15 protein-coding genes and 1 tRNA gene are annotated in these 15,441 nt (G+C 50.1%); 4 read left to right on the top strand and 12 right to left on the bottom strand.

The window, feature by feature from the left end; translation table 11 throughout:
- Positions 1-27: 27 nt before the first annotated feature.
- On the bottom strand, positions 28-1,518 hold the full coding sequence (gene thrC / locus GCWU000182_RS04790; protein WP_023391646.1) for a threonine synthase: 1,491 nt from the start codon (positions 1,516-1,518) through the stop codon (positions 28-30).
- A 120-nt stretch (positions 1,519-1,638) separates the two neighbouring features.
- Between thrC and GCWU000182_RS04785 the strand changes: the two genes are divergently transcribed.
- On the top strand, positions 1,639-2,340 hold the full coding sequence (locus GCWU000182_RS04785) for an AzlC family ABC transporter permease (protein WP_023391645.1): 702 nt from the start codon (positions 1,639-1,641) through the stop codon (positions 2,338-2,340).
- A complete protein-coding gene (locus GCWU000182_RS04780; protein ID WP_023391644.1) occupies positions 2,337-2,663 on the top strand; it encodes a branched-chain amino acid transporter permease in 327 nt (108 codons plus the stop codon). Before GCWU000182_RS04785 ends, GCWU000182_RS04780 begins: the two co-directional genes overlap by 4 nt.
- 46 nt (positions 2,664-2,709) lie before the next feature.
- Here the strand turns inward: GCWU000182_RS04780 and GCWU000182_RS04775 are convergent, their stop codons facing one another.
- The 6 genes from GCWU000182_RS04775 to GCWU000182_RS04750 form a co-directional block, all read right to left on the bottom strand.
- Positions 2,710-3,423, bottom strand: coding sequence for a ZIP family metal transporter (locus GCWU000182_RS04775; RefSeq protein ID WP_023391643.1), 714 nt, complete (start codon positions 3,421-3,423; stop codon positions 2,710-2,712).
- Positions 3,420-4,364: a polysaccharide deacetylase family protein gene (locus GCWU000182_RS04770; protein ID WP_023391642.1), complete on the bottom strand. Its 945-nt coding sequence runs from the start codon at positions 4,362-4,364 to the stop codon at positions 3,420-3,422. Before GCWU000182_RS04770 ends, GCWU000182_RS04775 begins: the two co-directional genes overlap by 4 nt.
- Before the next feature lie 167 nt (positions 4,365-4,531).
- Entirely contained in the window at positions 4,532-7,483 is a 2,952-nt protein-coding gene (locus tag GCWU000182_RS04765; protein ID WP_035364120.1) for a SpaA isopeptide-forming pilin-related protein, read from the bottom strand.
- 292 nt (positions 7,484-7,775) lie between these two features.
- Positions 7,776-7,849 (bottom strand) — tRNA-Arg (locus GCWU000182_RS04760).
- A 110-nt stretch (positions 7,850-7,959) separates the two neighbouring features.
- The gene (gene pta / locus GCWU000182_RS04755) at positions 7,960-8,943 is read right to left on the bottom strand and encodes a phosphate acetyltransferase (protein ID WP_023391640.1); all 984 of its coding nucleotides are present in this window, start codon (positions 8,941-8,943) and stop codon (positions 7,960-7,962) included.
- A gap of 156 nt (positions 8,944-9,099) precedes the next feature.
- On the bottom strand, positions 9,100-9,726 hold the full coding sequence (locus GCWU000182_RS04750; protein WP_023391639.1) for a Pr6Pr family membrane protein: 627 nt from the start codon (positions 9,724-9,726) through the stop codon (positions 9,100-9,102).
- A 169-nt stretch (positions 9,727-9,895) separates the two neighbouring features.
- On the opposite strand from GCWU000182_RS04750, the gene GCWU000182_RS04745 reads away from it, so the two are divergent.
- Positions 9,896-10,696 carry a formate/nitrite transporter family protein gene (locus GCWU000182_RS04745; protein ID WP_035364578.1) on the top strand — a complete coding sequence of 267 codons (801 nt, stop codon included), beginning with the start codon at positions 9,896-9,898 and terminating at the stop codon, positions 10,694-10,696.
- 96 nt (positions 10,697-10,792) lie between these two features.
- Here the strand turns inward: GCWU000182_RS04745 and GCWU000182_RS04740 are convergent, their stop codons facing one another.
- The 4 genes from GCWU000182_RS04740 to tsaE form a co-directional block, all read right to left on the bottom strand.
- Complete coding sequence (locus tag GCWU000182_RS04740) at positions 10,793-12,064, bottom strand: nucleotide disphospho-sugar-binding domain-containing protein (RefSeq protein ID WP_035364116.1); 1,272 nt, start codon at positions 12,062-12,064, stop codon at positions 10,793-10,795.
- Positions 12,065-12,212: 148 nt separating this feature from the next.
- Positions 12,213-13,115, bottom strand: a complete 903-nt coding sequence (murB, locus tag GCWU000182_RS04735; protein ID WP_023391636.1) for a UDP-N-acetylmuramate dehydrogenase — start codon at positions 13,113-13,115, stop codon at positions 12,213-12,215.
- 23 nt (positions 13,116-13,138) lie between these two features.
- Positions 13,139-13,669: a GNAT family N-acetyltransferase gene (locus GCWU000182_RS04730; protein WP_023391635.1), complete on the bottom strand. Its 531-nt coding sequence runs from the start codon at positions 13,667-13,669 to the stop codon at positions 13,139-13,141.
- Entirely contained in the window at positions 13,659-14,144 is a 486-nt protein-coding gene (gene tsaE, locus GCWU000182_RS04725; protein WP_035364114.1) for a tRNA (adenosine(37)-N6)-threonylcarbamoyltransferase complex ATPase subunit type 1 TsaE, read from the bottom strand. Before tsaE ends, GCWU000182_RS04730 begins: the two co-directional genes overlap by 11 nt.
- 167 nt (positions 14,145-14,311) lie before the next feature.
- Between tsaE and GCWU000182_RS04720 the strand changes: the two genes are divergently transcribed.
- Entirely contained in the window at positions 14,312-14,890 is a 579-nt protein-coding gene (locus tag GCWU000182_RS04720) for a DUF4430 domain-containing protein (RefSeq protein WP_023391633.1), read from the top strand.
- Positions 14,891-15,237: 347 nt separating this feature from the next.
- Here GCWU000182_RS04720 and GCWU000182_RS10255 read toward each other — a convergent pair.
- Positions 15,238-15,441 (bottom strand): IS256 family transposase (locus GCWU000182_RS10255; RefSeq protein ID WP_023391632.1); only part of this gene is annotated, 204 nt, incomplete at its 5' end.

The raw sequence follows: 15,441 nt of genomic DNA, 5'->3' as shown, positions 1-15,441 counted from the left end.
GCACCCTCTTTCTTAGGAATTTGACGATTAGAGCCCCAACTTAGCCAAGATGCTGGCCTTCATGCCGGCCACATCTACCACTTCATTATGACGGATTTGGGCTTCTTTGACTTCGAGAACGGCCGCAGGTTGTGGCACGCCAGAGATAGCTTCCAATTGGTCCACCAGGGTCAGGTCATCCACTTCAGGATCTAAGTCCTGGAAGGACTGCATGACAGAGCGTGGGAACTTGTAAGGGCTGGCGGTCGAAGCGATTAAGGTAGGCGTGGTGTCGCCTGTCTCCTGACGGTAGTCGCAGTAAACCGAAGTGGCTACTGCCGTATGAGGGTCTAAGACATAGCCGGTCGCTTCATAGACGGCCTTAATGCTGTCTTCGATTTGAGCCTCATCAGCGTAACCCCCATAGAAATCAGCATAAGTTGCCTGCATTTGAGGCGTCACTTGGTAGTGACCTTGGTCTACTAATTGTTTCATATAAGCAGCCGTTTGAGCCGCATCATTCCCAGTCGCATGGTAAATTAAACGCTCTAGGTTGCTAGAGATGAGGATATCCATGGATGGCGAATTAGTCACATAGAAAGGACGTTGGCGGTCGTAGACGCCGGTCTTGAAGAAGTCAGTTAAGACATTGTTCTTGTTAGAGGCACAGATGAAGGTCTTGATTGGCAAACCCATTTGACGAGCATAGTAGGCCGCCAAAATGTTACCGAAGTTACCGGTTGGCACATCCACATTGATGGCATCGCCTAAAGCAATGATACCTTGACTCACCAGTTGCAAATAGGCAAAGACATAGTAAGCCACTTGGGGAATGAGACGCCCAATGTTAATAGAGTTGGCACTTGAAAATTGGTAGCCAGCCGCGTCAATTTGCTCGTTGAGAGCTTGGTCCCCAAAGAGGGCCTTGACTTGGCTTTGGGCATCATCGAAGTTGCTGGTAATGCCTACTACATAGGTGTTGTCACCCTTCTGAGTCAACATTTGCAGTTCTTGGATATGGCTGACACCGCCCTTAGGATAGAAGACCACAATCTTAGTGCCGGGCACATCCGCAAAGCCGGCCATGGCCGCCTTACCGGTATCGCCAGAGGTGGCAGTCAGGATGACGATTTCCTTGTCAGACCCTTGTTTCTTAGCCGAAGTGGTCATGAGATAAGGCAGGATGGACAGGGCCATATCCTTGAAGGCGATGGTCTGGCCATGGAAGAGCTCCAGATAGTAGGCATCCCCTACCTTCTTAACTGGGGTCAATTCTGGCGTGTCGAACTTGTCGCTGTTATAGGCTCCATCAATGCAGGCCTGTAATTCTTCCTGGCTGAAGTCATCAAAATAAGCCTTCATGACGGTAAAGGCAACCTCCTGATAGGACTTACCCACTAGGTCAGCCAGAGGGACTGGCAACTTAGGATGGGCCTCCGGCACATAGAGGCCTCCGTCTTCCGCAATGCCCTTGAGGATGGCTTGAGAAGCGGTGACACGGTTTTCTGGGTTACGAGTACTTTGGTAATATAAGGTCATGGTGACTTCCCTCTTTTCACTTTAAATCTTCACTTGGACATTATACCATAAGTCAGGTGGACTTGACAGGGCCAAGGAAGGCAATTAGAATGGGACTATTAACGACGTCGAGGTGAATCAATGAAACGTGCTCTCTCCCATGTCTTCCCTAAGACCATTCCTATTATGACGGGCTTTCTCTTCCTAGGATTCTCCCTAGGCATGTTAGCCGTCAGCAAGGGATTTCCCCCCTACTTGCCGGTCTTAATGTCCCTCTTTATTTTCGCTGGTTCCATGGAGTTTGTGACCTTGCAGCTCTTGCTTGCTGCCTTCAACCCGCTCCAGGCCCTGCTCTTGACCCTCATGGTCAATGCCCGCCATCTCTTCTATGGCCTAGCCATGTTGGACAAATACCACCATCTGGGCTGGCAGCAACCCTATCTGATCTTCGGCATGTGCGATGAGTCCTTCTCTATTAATGTGACGCTAGACCTACCGCAAGACCTTGACCGAGGCTGGGCCTACTTCCATGTGACCTGGCTCAACCAGTTCTACTGGGTCTGTGCGACGGCCATGGGGGCTTTTATTGGTCCCTACCTGCCCATTAATGTCAAGGGCATGGACTTCGTCCTCAATGCCCTCTTCATTGTCTTGCTGATTGAACAATGGCGTTCCCACCGTCAACACTCTGCTGCCTTTATCGGTTTAGGCTCATCCGTCCTCTGTTTGGTCCTCTTTGGCCCAGAAAACTTTATGATTCCGGCCATGATTCTCATGCTAGTCCTCTTTGGCTACCGCTACTGGCAGCAGAAGCAGCAGCCAGACCAGGAGGTGAGCGCATGACCCCTTGGCAGCAAGCCATTACCATCGCCCTCGTCGTCTTAGGAACGGTGCTGACACGTTTTCTAGCCTTCTGGATCTTCCCAGCTCACAAGCGGCCACCAGCCTTCGTTAGCTACTTAGGCCAAATGCTACCCACTGCCGTCATGGGACTCCTAGTCGTCTATGCCTTCCGCCATCTCAGCCCTAGTCTGCCCCAAGACAGTCTGCTCATGCTTGGCGCGGCCCTTACTACGGCTGTCTGCCACCTGTGGAAACGCAACTTCCTCCTTAGCATCGCGCTAGGGACTGCCGTCTATATGATGGGCTTACATTTATTAGGATAAGAAAAACGAGCTAGGAAAGATCCTAGCTCGTTATTTTTATATTCAATTAAACCAGCACATTCAAGAGACCCATGAGGCCCATACCTAGGAAGACGGCATAGGGAATGATTGGGCGCTTAGCCTGGCGGACCACCTCCTGATAGAGGTCCACAAAGGCCACATAGAAGAGATAGCCGGCCATGAGTTGATTGAAGACGGCTAGGCTGATTAGAGATCCCATGCCCTCGATTAGGACAAAGCCTAGGCCTAGCCCGGCCAAGTTACCAAACACCAACCAGAGCCAGGTACCTGCTTTGGCAGGACGGCTTAATTCCCGAATAGTCATGGCCTCTACTAAGGCGTGCGGCGCTGTCAGGAAGAGATAGGCTGTCCCCAACCAGGGGTTAACCCGGCAGAGACTATAAATCAGCACCCCTTCCAACATATTTTGGAGGGTGAAGGCCCCTAGGCGCAAGCGCCCGCTCGGTGCCCAGCCAACAAAGGAATGCAGGCCTGACATGAGGATGACCGGGGTAAAGAAGAGAATGAGGCTAAACAGAGTCGCCATGCGGAAACCCAAAATCCCCATAAGAGTGGGCTGGGTAGAAGGCAATAAATCGAAGAAGACTAATTCTAGCCAGATGCCACAGGTCAACAAGAGTAGTTGGCTGCGAACCCAAGGCCGTTGCTGTAACCTAGGGCCTAAGTGCCAGCCCCAAAAGGTGGCCAAGGCATAGGCAGTCATGCCCAAACCTAGGCCTAACCAAGTAAGTGAACTCATGTTAACACCCCAAATTCATAGCCTTGAGACTTGAAGTAATCAATAATGTGAGGCAGGGCCTCAATGGTCAATTGCTTATCGGAAGCATCGTGCATGAGGATGACCCGCACCTTGGCGTCAGGCGCCACATAGAAGGATTTTTCCATATAGGCTAGCATGTCACTCGGCGTGGTTGGCCGGGCAGACGGTGTTTCCGCATCGCCGGACATACCATTCCAGTCCATCCAGTCAACATCTAGTTTCTTAAGGGAGGCATCCAGTTCTTCGGTCCCCTTCCAGGACATATGGCCACCTGGGTAACGCCAGACAGCCGTATGGAAATCCCGACCTAGCACTTCCTGCATAGAAGCTTGGGTTTCCTTGACTTCCTTGACTACTTGATTGACATCGACTACCCCGCCTGGAAAGAGACGGTTGTAATCATGACTGTAGGAGTGAATCCCGATGGCGTGCCCCTCGCGAATTTGCCGTTCTAACAAGGGCCGGGTCTTGTCTCCCACTGTCTTGCCAATCACGAAGAAGGTGGCTGGCACCTGCTTGGCCTTGAGAACATCTAAGATCTTAGGCGTCACTTCAAAGTTAACCCCGTCATCGAAGGTTAAAAATACTATTTTTTTATCTGAGGCTTTAGGATCGTAGAGGAGCTTGCGCACATCCTGAGCCTTATAGGCATAGGCGCTGGCCGCCTGGTTATGGTTAGAACCCTTGACCAGTTCTTGGGGCTTGCTTTCTGCTTCCTTCTTACTGGACTCTTGACTGGCTGAAGATTGAGACTGCCCTGTTAAGGCTAGCTGACTCGAGCTAGTCTGCTGGGAAGAGTCCTGCCCTTCAAGGGTCTGTAGGAAGAGCATGACGGATAAGATGCAGACAATACAGACCAGGCACAAAATAAGTGCCAATAAGCTATTATAAAGTAGATTCTTCTTGTCCTTTGACCGCATGCTATCGCCCTCGCTATATTTATATCCTTGACTACAATCCTATTATACTCCACTGTCCAAAAAAATGCGACACTTTATTAGCCTGGGAGCCATTATTTTTTCTAAACTAGCAAAAAAGTCACCTCGCCTAGAATACTTTCTAAAGCGAGGTGACCAGCTAGTCTTGATTATGCTTCATGATCCTCATCTTGTGAGGCATCAGTAGACGCTTGATTCTTGCGACGACGGAAGAAGAGAATAGCGCCGCCGAGAGCTAGGAGAGCAAGCGCCAGTGGTGTTAACCAAGCCATGACTTGTTCACCGGTTGATGGCAAATTGCCGTCCTTGCGTTCTACACCAGAAGTCTTAGTCGCTGTCACCTTGTCAGATGAAGCACTCGAACTTGAGGAAGCCGCTGGTTTCTCAGCTAATTGAATGGTTCGCTTAGCCGTCTGCCCGTTGGCTAGCGTTAATTTAATCTTAGTTTGATCCAATTGGTAAGGTTCTGGAGCGGCCACTACATAGTAGTCGTAGTCCCCTGCCTTAAGATCGGTAAAGGTGACTTTCCCTTGGGCATCCGTCTTCAATTGTTGGTTGCCTACGGCTAGGGTTACGTCTGCCACTGCTTGGCCGGCAACGTTGACCACGTTGAGTTCCAAGCTGGCTACTTGGGCTTTACGGCTGACCTTGAGGATTGGATGCAAGTCGGCACCTGGGGCCACATCTAAGGTTTGAGCACCTGTTGCAGCTTGATAAGCTTCTGGCACTTCCTTAATGCCGTAAGTGTACTTACCTGCTTCCAAGGCTTCGAAGCGGATATTACCTTGGTCGTCCGTTTGGCCTTCCAATTCACCTAAGTAAACTGTCACACCTGGGACACTTTGGTTATTGTCATCCATGACTTTCACCGTCACATTAGCAACTGCTTGTTGACGTTGAACGGTAAAAGTGATGGAGTGGTCAGTGTCAGAAGGTAATTCAGCGTCTCCTGCTTGGGCGCCGGTGTAATTCTCTGGCAAGTTGACAATCTCATAGTGGAAGGTCCCTGGGGTCAAGCCTTTGAAGACAGCTTGGCCGTATTCATTGGTGACTTGTACTTGGTCGCCAATCTTGACACTAACGCCTGGTACTTCCTTGCCGGCATTATCCAAGACTTTGACGGTCAAGTCACGCTTCTCAGCTTGAGATGAAGAGGATGAGCTTGAAGAAGACGCTTGGTCCTTGCGGCTTACTTGTAAGGTAATAGAGTGGTCGGTGTCACTTGGCAATTCAGCGTCACCACTAGGCGTGCCTTCATAGCCTTCTGGCAATTGGGTTACCGCATAGTGAATCTTACCAGGCGTTAAGCCCTTGAAGTGAGCATCCCCATTTTCGTCGGTAACAGCCGTTTGGTCGCCAACCGTCACGGTTACGCCGGCTACAATCTTCTGATCTTGGTCTAAAATCTTGATGGTCAAGTCGCGTTTGACAGCTTCAACCGCTGGTTGCGCTGGCTTCTTAGTCACTTGTAAGGTAATGGAATGATCGGTGTCGCTTGGTAATTCAGCGTCACCACTTGGTGTGCCTTCGTAGCCGTCTGGTAAATCCGTTACGGCATAGTGAACCGTCCCTGGCGTTAGACCCTTGAAGTGGGCATCCCCATTTTCATCCGTCTCAGCACTTTGGCCTTCTACAGTGACCGTTACGCCGGACACAATCTTTTGTTCTTGGTCTAGGACTTTAACGGTCAAGTCGCGTTTAGTTGCTGGCGCTTGGCTAGAAGATTCAGCCTTCTTAGCTACCTGCAAGGTAATGGAGTGATCAGTGTCAACTGGCAGTTCGGCATCCCCATTTGGCGTGCCTTCATAGCCTTCTGGCAATTGAGTCACCGCATAGTGCACTTTGCCTGGCGTTAAGCCTTTGAAGTGGGCATCCCCATTTTCATCCGTCACGGCTGTTTGGTCTGCCACAGTGACCGTTACGCCGGCTACCGTCTTTTGTTCTTGGTCTAGAACTTTAACGGTTAGGTCGCGCTTAGTCACTTGAGGCTCAGCCTTCTTGGCTACTTGTAAAGTAATGGAATGATCAGTGTCACTTGGCAGTTGGGCTTCGCCACTTGGTGTCCCCTCATAGCCTTCTGGCAATTGAGTCACCGCATAATGAACCGTCCCTGGCGTCAAGCCCTTGAAGTGGGCATCCCCATTTTCATCCGTTACGGCACTTTGGTCTTCTACTGTTACCGTTACGCCGGCTACTGTCTTTTGTTCTTGGTCCAGAACCTTAACGGTTAAATCGCGCTTAGTCACTTGAGGCTCAGCCTTCTTGGCTACCTGCAAGGTAATGGAATGGTCGGTGTCGCTTGGGAGTTGGGCTTCACCGCTTGGTGTCCCTTCATAGCCTTCTGGCAACTGAGTCACAGCATAGTGAACCGTCCCTGGCGTCAAGCCCTTGAAGTGGGCATCCCCGTTTTCATCCGTCACAGCTGTTTGACCTTCCACCGTAACCGTGGCACCCGGCACAATTTCTTGCGCTTGGTCTAAGACCTTGACCGTCAAGTTGCGCTTCACCTCTGGCGCCTGGCTAGAGGATTGGGCTGGTGCTTGTGGCGCACTGCCTGCCCCCTCTTGGTCAGATAGGGTAACGGCTAATTTAGAGACCATTTTCTGATGGTCAGCACTTTCTAAGTCAGGACCTGCCTTGACTTCGAAGGCCACTTCATAGTATGCCTGACCTTGGTCGTCTGTCTTGAGACTGCCCTTGTCAGACTGTTCCTGTAATTGCTTGTTGGCGGCGATATCTTGTTCTGACCGCTTAGGAATAGAGGTTTCAACTTTTTGTGCCTTGAGAACCTTGTCCGCACGTTTGAAGCCTTGGCCATCATACAAGCGTAAACGATACTTACCAGCGGTTAACTTAGGTACTTCGCTCGCTTGGGCGTCAGATTCATGACGATAAACCACATTACCTGCCTCGTCCACAATTTCGTAGGTCGCATTTTCCTGACGTTTTGGCGGATTGGCATCAACTTGTAACAGAATATCCACCGATACTTCAATCGGTGAGTTAGGATTCACTTGCGCTAGGACCAGTCCAGAAGGTACATAGGTCGCTAACATTCCGGCAACTGCAAGGGCAGCGCCAATTTTTCTTAAGCGATTCATACTCTCGCCTCCTTTACCCATATATTACCACATTCAATCGACCCTGTGGGCCATGTCAATAAGAAGTCTAGATTAAATCAATAATCTTCATCATAAATTCATAAATTAGAAATCTAGCCCTCCTCAAGAGGTCATTAAAGTCCTATTCTCTAGCCAAATGAAGCCCTACCAATAGCTAGGGCCAAGCCGGCGACAAGCTAACACTATCTTGCTAGCAGGCCAAGTAATTTTGCCCACAAAAATAAGCCTGACCACTCGCTCGGGCGAATGGTCAGACTCTCTTACATAATGACGTCCCCGGCAGGAATTGAACCTGCGGCATTCCGCTTAGGAGGCGAATCCTCTATCCTACTGAGGTACGGGGACTAGGTGCTCTTAGCACATGATTTATTATAGCACATGAAGGCCTATCCGACGAGTCTTGCAGGCTCATGGCTAAGAAAAAGAGACTGGTTGCCCAGCCTCTTCTTCATGGCTTAGTTTGCTAAAGCTTGGTTAGCGGTGATAATGGCTACCTTGTAGACATCTTCTTCCACGCAACCACGAGATAAGTCAGAGATTGGCGCGTTCAAACCTTGTAAGATTGGACCTACGGCTTCATAGCGACCCAAACGTTGGGCAATCTTGTAGCCGATGTTACCAGATTGGAGGTCAGGGAAGATGTAGACCGTTGCATGACCGGCTACTTCAGAACCAGGTGCCTTTTGGTCAGCCACGATTTCCGAGTAAGAAGCGTCAAATTGGAGTTCCCCATCGATGAGCACTTCTGGCGCTAATTCTTGCGCCAACTTAGTTGCTTCTACCACCTTGTCCACTTCGGGTGCCTTAGCTGAGCCCTTGGTTGAGAAGCTGAGCATAGCTACGCGTGGTTCGATGTCGAAGATTTTAGCAGTGTGCGCAGATTCTACTGCGATTTCAGCTAATTCTTGCGCTGAAGGGTTGATGTTGATCGCGCAGTCGGCGAAGACTAATTTTTGACCGTCGCTCTCAGCTGGCACCATGATGAAGGCCCCAGATGTACGGCTAATGCCTGGCTTGGTCTTGATGATTTGTAAGGCTGGACGAACGGTGTCACCAGTTGAGTGAACAGCCCCGCTGACTAAACCATCCGCTAAGCCCATGTAGACCAACATAGTCCCGAAGTAGGACACGTCCTTGAGCAATTCGCGCGCTTGTTCTTCAGTCGCTTTGCCCTTACGGCGTTCTACGAAAGCTGCTACCATGGCATCGTATTCTGCATAAGTTTCTGGATCGATAATGGTAAAGGCGTCGATATTCCAGCTGTTTTGTGCTGCCAAGGCCTTGACTTCTTCTACATTCCCCAAGAGGATTGGCTCTACTAAGTCATCTACACGTAGACGAACAGCTGCCCCTAATACACGTTTGTCGTTAGCTTCTGGGAAAACAATCTTGAGGTGTTTACCCTTGATGTTGTTAGCTAAGCGTTTGAACATTACCATAAAATTTGGCCACTTCCTTTTTCTAGTGATAAAACTCTACCTCCTAGTTTACACCCTTTAGGCCTAAAAAAAAAGTGTTCAGTCTAAAAAAAACAAAAAAGGCGCAAATCTTTTAGATTCCGCCTTTAGTCTGTTTTATATGAGAATTAATCTGTACTAGTGTTTTTCATGAAAACGCCCTACTTTTGGCGCTCGTTTCAGGGCTAGCATACCATAGGCCAGCAAGAGGAAGACCGCCAAAATGGCGACAAAATATTTACTGAGGCCCCACCAGCCAATGCGGTCAATATTGAGGAAGAAGTATGGATAAGGCGAGGCCTTCTCGTTAGGAATGGGTAGATGGAAGACAGCACCCCGTATCAGGGCGAAGGTCATATAAATAAGAGGCAGCACCGTCCAGGTCAGGGGCTCAAACCAACGATAGTGGCCCTTGGCATCATAGAGGAGCCAGTCCAGGATGACCAGAATAGGCGCAATAAAATGCAGGGCAAAGTTCTGGACCCGCCAGAACTGCTCGTGTGTCGCCGTCGGCATCAACAAGACCAGGTAGACGAAGAAGGTCAGGAGAATGGCCGTTGTCACCGCCCCCTTGATACGGGTCAGGCTAGCAGATGGCGTCGGGCGAGCCAGCACTAGCCAAGCGAAGAAGGCTAAGACCAAAATATTGGATAACAAGGTATAGTAGGTTAACTGGTGCCATTTATTAGGATAGAGATTGAAGGTGAGGCCTACAAGCTCTGTTAGGACAATGAGGCTAGGTAGGATGAGACGGCGTTGGCTCAAGATAAGAGACTCCTTTGCTTAATTTATTTACTGGCCTATTCTAGCACAAGCTCAGCCAAATGAAAAGGCTGTCGAAAATTTGTTATTTTATTGCCTCAGCTACTTATCAAGCCCCCAAAAATGCGCTATAATGAAACTATCTTTTATTGGAGGGAAAACCATGTCAGATATGTCATTATCACCATTCGTAGATTTTATTAAGAAAGCCTGTACCAAAAAAGCGGCGCTTCTGGAAGAAAGCCTAGGTCGCTATGCAGCACGCTCTATCTATGCCGGCGCCTTCTTGACCTTGTCAACCGCAGCTGGGGCTGTTGCTGCTGATCAAATCAACACCCTACACCCAAGCTTGGGCCGCTTCTTCTTCGCCTTCATCTTCGCCTTTGGTTTGGCTTACGTTGTCTTCCTCAACGGGGAACTAGCTACTTCCAACATGATGTTCCTCACAGCAGGGACCTTCAGCAAGGCCATTGATTGGAAAAAAGCACTCAAAGTTCTCTTAATCTGTTCCATCTTCAACTTAGTTGGGACCTTGTTCGCTGGCTACCTCTTAGGTAACACCGCAGCCTTCGCTAACCTCAATGAGAACTCAGCCATTGTCGGCATTATCCAAACGAAACTGGCGCGTGGCAACGGCCAAGTCTTCCTTGAAGGGATTGTGGCTAACGTCTTAGTTAACATTGCCATTCTCTGCTTCGTCTTAGTTAAGGATCAAGCAGCACGATTAAGCTTAGTGCTGTCTGCAATCTTCATGTTTGTCTACATGACCAACGAGCACGTGGTAGCTAACTTCGCTTCTATGTCTATCTTGCTCTTCTCACCTTTCAAAGGAGCTAAAGGTTTTGAATTAGTCAATGTCCTACGCCACTGGGGTGTTTCTTACCTTGGTAACCTAGTAGGTGGTGGCCTCTTAATTGGGGTTGTCTACACTTGGCTTAACCAAACCAAGACCAACTACCAAGAGCAAGTTTAATCATGCAAACCAAGTCTGGGCTTTAGCCCAGGCTTTTTTTTGTAGGCAAAATCAAAAAGGTTGAAGCTTTTACTGCTTCAACCTTTTGAGTCTAATTTATTTGAGGACGCAGGCAATGGCCGCTTCTAAGCGGTCCTGGGTCGGATAGGCCAGGAGCTGGCCTTGCAAGGTCTTCATAGCAGTCCAGTCTGTCCGGCTTAGCAGCTGCTTAAAGCCAGCTTCAATGGAGTCTGGCCGCTTGAGGCTAGCTACCAAGGCGGCATCAGCCCATTCTAATCGCGCCGCATAGTCAAACTGGTCATAGTCATGGGGAATGACCAAGGCCGGCTTGCCATGGCGGATGCTGGCATAGAGGATGCCGGCCCCACCGTGGTGGATGACGTAATCGACATGAGGTAGAACCGCCTCGTAATCAATGTACTGATAGCGGTAGACATTGTCCATAATGGCTTCTACTGGCTGATCTTGGCGGGCTTCACTGCCGGCCGTCACCAAAAAGCAAATATCCGGATGAGCCTGAGCCAGACGCTTGACGATGGTCAGCAGGGATTCCTTGCCCCAAGGTAGCAGAGTCCCATTGGTCACCAAGACCGTTGGCAGGTCGGTTGGTAAGTGGAAGTCGGCTACTGGCTTCTTAGGATAGGTCGGACCTAACCAAGTCAGATGAGCTGGAAAATCCTTGCGGAACTCCAATTCTTCCATACCTAGAGCCAGAATACAGTAAGGCGAATAGAAGCCCTCTTCGCCATTTTCACGATAGAGCTTAAACTGCTGATAGATGACAGGGTCGAAGCGCTTAAGGGCCTTCTTAACGAAGAGACCATAGACTAGGCGCTTGAAGCCATGGACGGCGCCCCGCCCTAGACGGTTGCGCAAAGCTTGGCGCCAGTTAAGAGGTGGCTTAAGCCCCCCTAAGAAGGCTGGTGCGTCAGTCTTACTTTCGATTGAAAAAGGTGTCGGGTTGGTAGTCAACCATGGCAGGCCTAGCTTATCACAGACCATGCCGAGGGGCGCGAAGACAAAGTCTACGGTCGCCACATCTGGTTGAGTCTCTCTCAGAATGGCTTCCACCTGGGTCATGAGGTCCTGACACATGGTGATAGCAGCCTGAATCTGCCCGTAGAGGGTGGAGGCATTGAGTTTGGTATCGGTCGAGGCAATGTTGTCGAAGACATCTGGTTGATCAGGCAGGAGGGCCTGGCACTTAAAGCCCAAAGCCTGGACTACCGGCACCTTGGTCAGGCCTGTATAGACGGTAATATCATAGTTAGGGTTATCTAATAAGGGTTGCATCAAGCCCAGAACGGGATAGAGATGCCCACTTAATGGGGGGGCAAACACGGCCAGTTTGATGACGCTGCAGGTCATAGTCTCCCACTCCTTTGTCCATAAATTCATCTCACTGTTCTAGTGTGAACCATCTCCGCCCAATAGTCAACGATATTTGCGAATTTTTTAGATTAAGTTTGCATAACGCCAAGCAAAAAGGACAGGTCGAATAACCTGTCCCAAATTCTTAATCTTCGCCAATAATTCGTACTTCTGGCTCCATGAAGACCCCAGTCCGGGCCCAGACCACCAGACGAATATGTTCAATGACTTCCAAGTAGTCGGTAGCTGTCGCATGGTCTACATTGACAATGAAGCCCGCGTGCTTGGTTGAGACTTGCGCTCCGCCCACTTGATAGCCCTGCAGGCCAGCATCTTGAATGAGCTTGCCGGCAAAGTAACCCTCAGGCCGCTTGAAGACTGAGCCGCAAGAGGGATACTCTAGCGGTTGCTTGCTTTGACGCAGGTGAGTCAACTCGGCCACCTTGCTATCAATGGTGCTCTGATCTCCTGGCGCTAAATCGAAGGTGACGCCTAAAATGACCTCGTCCCCTTCTTGGAAACGACTGTGGCGATAGCTGAAGTCGCAATCTGCTCCCGCGTAGGTCTTGAGCTGGCCGTCACGCGTCATGGTTTGCACCTGGCTAATGACATCCTTGACCTCGCCCCCATAGGCGCCGGCATTCATATAGATGGCCCCACCAATGGAACCCGGAATGCCGCAGGCAAATTCCAAGCCAGTCAGCCCGGCCGCCGCCGCCTGACGGCTAGCCTCAATCAAGGCCGCCCCACTGGCTGCCTTCAACTGATTACCTTCTAGGACCAGTTCCTGCATGTCCGTTAGAATCATGACCAGGCCTCGAATACCGCCATCTTTGACGATGAGGTTGCTGGCATTGCCCAGAACGGTTAGAGGCAGGTTCTCTTGCTTGACTGCAGCTAGGACCCTTTGGACTTCCTCCACCGAACGCGGGAAGACTAAGAGATCTGCCGGCCCCCCGGTCTTGGTGTAGGTATAATTGGATAAGGGTTCATTGGCTTTGATGGTCAAAGTCCCTAAGACATCTTGTAATTTGGCTAAATCCACCATAAATTAACCTCTTTTCACATATTTTACTGGTCTGCATCCCGCAGGACATGTTCCATCAGGATGGTATCGTAATAGCGGCCGCCACGAGCCACGCGTTGCGTCAGTCGACCTCGCTCCTGGAAGTCGAACTTCTTATAGAGGCCGATAGCTGGCAGGTTGTCCGCAATGACTTCCAGATGCAGGACGCGCAGTCCCACTTCCTGGGCAAAATCCAACATGGTCTCCATCAAGAGGGAGCCAATGCCATAGCCCCAATACTCGGCAATCAGGCAGACCCCGATTTCGGCCACATGAGCGAGCGCCGGCAGATTTTGGGGCTGAACCGTCGCAAAGCCTACCAGCTGACCATCCACTTCGCTGACTAACATAAGGGCATGGGGATGCTGGTCATATTGCTCGATGATGGTCACTTGCGCCTCCACATCATCGGCATTATCGGCTAGGACCACATAGGGTGATTCCTGGCGAATCTGGCTCAACATACCCAAAATAGCACGAGCATCGCCGACTTCTGCCTGGCGAATAATGACTTCTACATCCTGCTTATCTGGCATGGTCGCTTACCTCCTTGCTCCATTGGCTCAACCATTCTGGCTCCTGGCCCCCCACCCATTGGATGGTCAAGACCCGGTCGTCGACCTCTTGACCGTATGAGAGTGCCAGGTCAAGATAGGCCGTCGGGAGTTCCGTTTCGATAAATTGAGCCCACTCCACTAGGACCAAGTCGCCCTGTTGGCGATAGGAAGCCAAGTCCACCGTATCGGCGCCCCCTTCTTCCAGGCGGTAGGCGTCAATATGAATGAGACGAGGCGCCGCCTGGCCTTCCAAGTCATATTCTTTCACAATGGTATAGGTGGGACTCTTAATCGCCCGCGCAATCCCTAGCGCCTTGCCCAGTCCTTGGGTAAAGGTGGTCTTGCCAGCCCCCAGATCCCCTTCCAAGCGAATCCAGGTTCCTGCAGGTAAGACGGGAGCCAGGCTGGCTGCCAAGGCTTGGGTGTCTTGGGCTGAATGGGTCTCTACTCTCATGACGGCACTCCTTTTGACATGATATATTTCCTTCATTATATTATAACCAAAAGCCCGTCAAGACGGAAATAATATGCTAGCTAATCCGGTTACAATTGCGAAAGATTTGACTTTCCGCCTGATTCTTGGTAACGTATAGGTAACTACACTTAATCAGGAGGGATCGTATGAAAAACAAACGATTAGCACTTGTACTTGCGGCGATTGTCTTCTTAATTGCGATTATTATTGCCTTGTGGGCTATTTTATCAGGGGTATTGAAGGGCAACCAACCAAGTCCTCAAGTATCCGGCTCTAACATTGCCCAAGTTGTCTCTTCTTCAGAATCACATTCTTCTTCTTCTAGCAGCTCTTCTGCTAGCACTTCTAGCGAAAGCCAAAGTAGCGAATCCAAAACTTCTGGCGAAGAAAAATCTACCACCGTTACCTTCAAGTTCTATGTACATGGCGAAGTTATCGGTAGCTTTGATGTACCAAATGCCGCTGGTAAGACCGTCTTCGAAGCAATGGAATCCAACAAGGAAATCCGCTTCAAATACAATGAAGAAGAACAAGTCATCGACAACTTCTTCGACAACGTTAACGACGGCGAAAACACCTGGGTTTACCTCTTAAACGGCCAAGTGGCTGATCACGGGGCTAAAACTCAAGTCCTCAAAGCCGGCGACTCTGTTGATTGGTACTTCGGCACCATCGACGAAATCCCAACCTCTATTATTCCAGCCTCAGACGCTGAAGCTGAATAATCTCATAGTAGACAAAGTAAAAGCGAGCCAGCCCAGTGCTGCCTCGCTTTTTTGTGTGGTTGCTGCTTGGTTGCTGGCTTTTGACTCGGTTTGTGCCCTATTCTGGGTTTCTGCCCCGAGCTAGTGGTCCGGTTGGCGCCTTTTTCCAGGCCTTCTCAACGAGCTAGTGGTCCACTCGACGGAGTGGGCCACTGGCTCACGACTTTTGACCTGATTTGCGCCTTTTTCCGGGATTCCGACCCGAGCTAGTGGTCCACTCTGCCGAGTGGACCACTGGCTCCTAGCTTTTGACCCGGTTTAAGTCAAGTCCAAAATCCTGTGTAAAAATCTGTAGGCTGTCCTATAGCTTATTTGCGTTTGGTGAAGTTGACAAGGAAGGGGCGTGCGTTAGCCTGCCAAGCATCGTTTAAATCAATGAGGATGGCGCCAATCAGTCGCTCAGCAGAAGCGACATTAGGGTAGACGCCAATGACCTTATCTCGTCGTCTGATTTCACGGTTCAAACGTTCGACAGAGTTAGTAGTCCGCAAGTTGGGATGGTAAATCTCAGG

The organism is Abiotrophia defectiva ATCC 49176 (assembly GCF_000160075.2).
GTDB lineage: Bacteria > Bacillota > Bacilli > Lactobacillales > Aerococcaceae > Abiotrophia > Abiotrophia defectiva.
The sequence above is the reverse complement of the archived record's forward strand: the minus strand, read 5'-3'. Positions and strand labels throughout refer to the sequence as shown.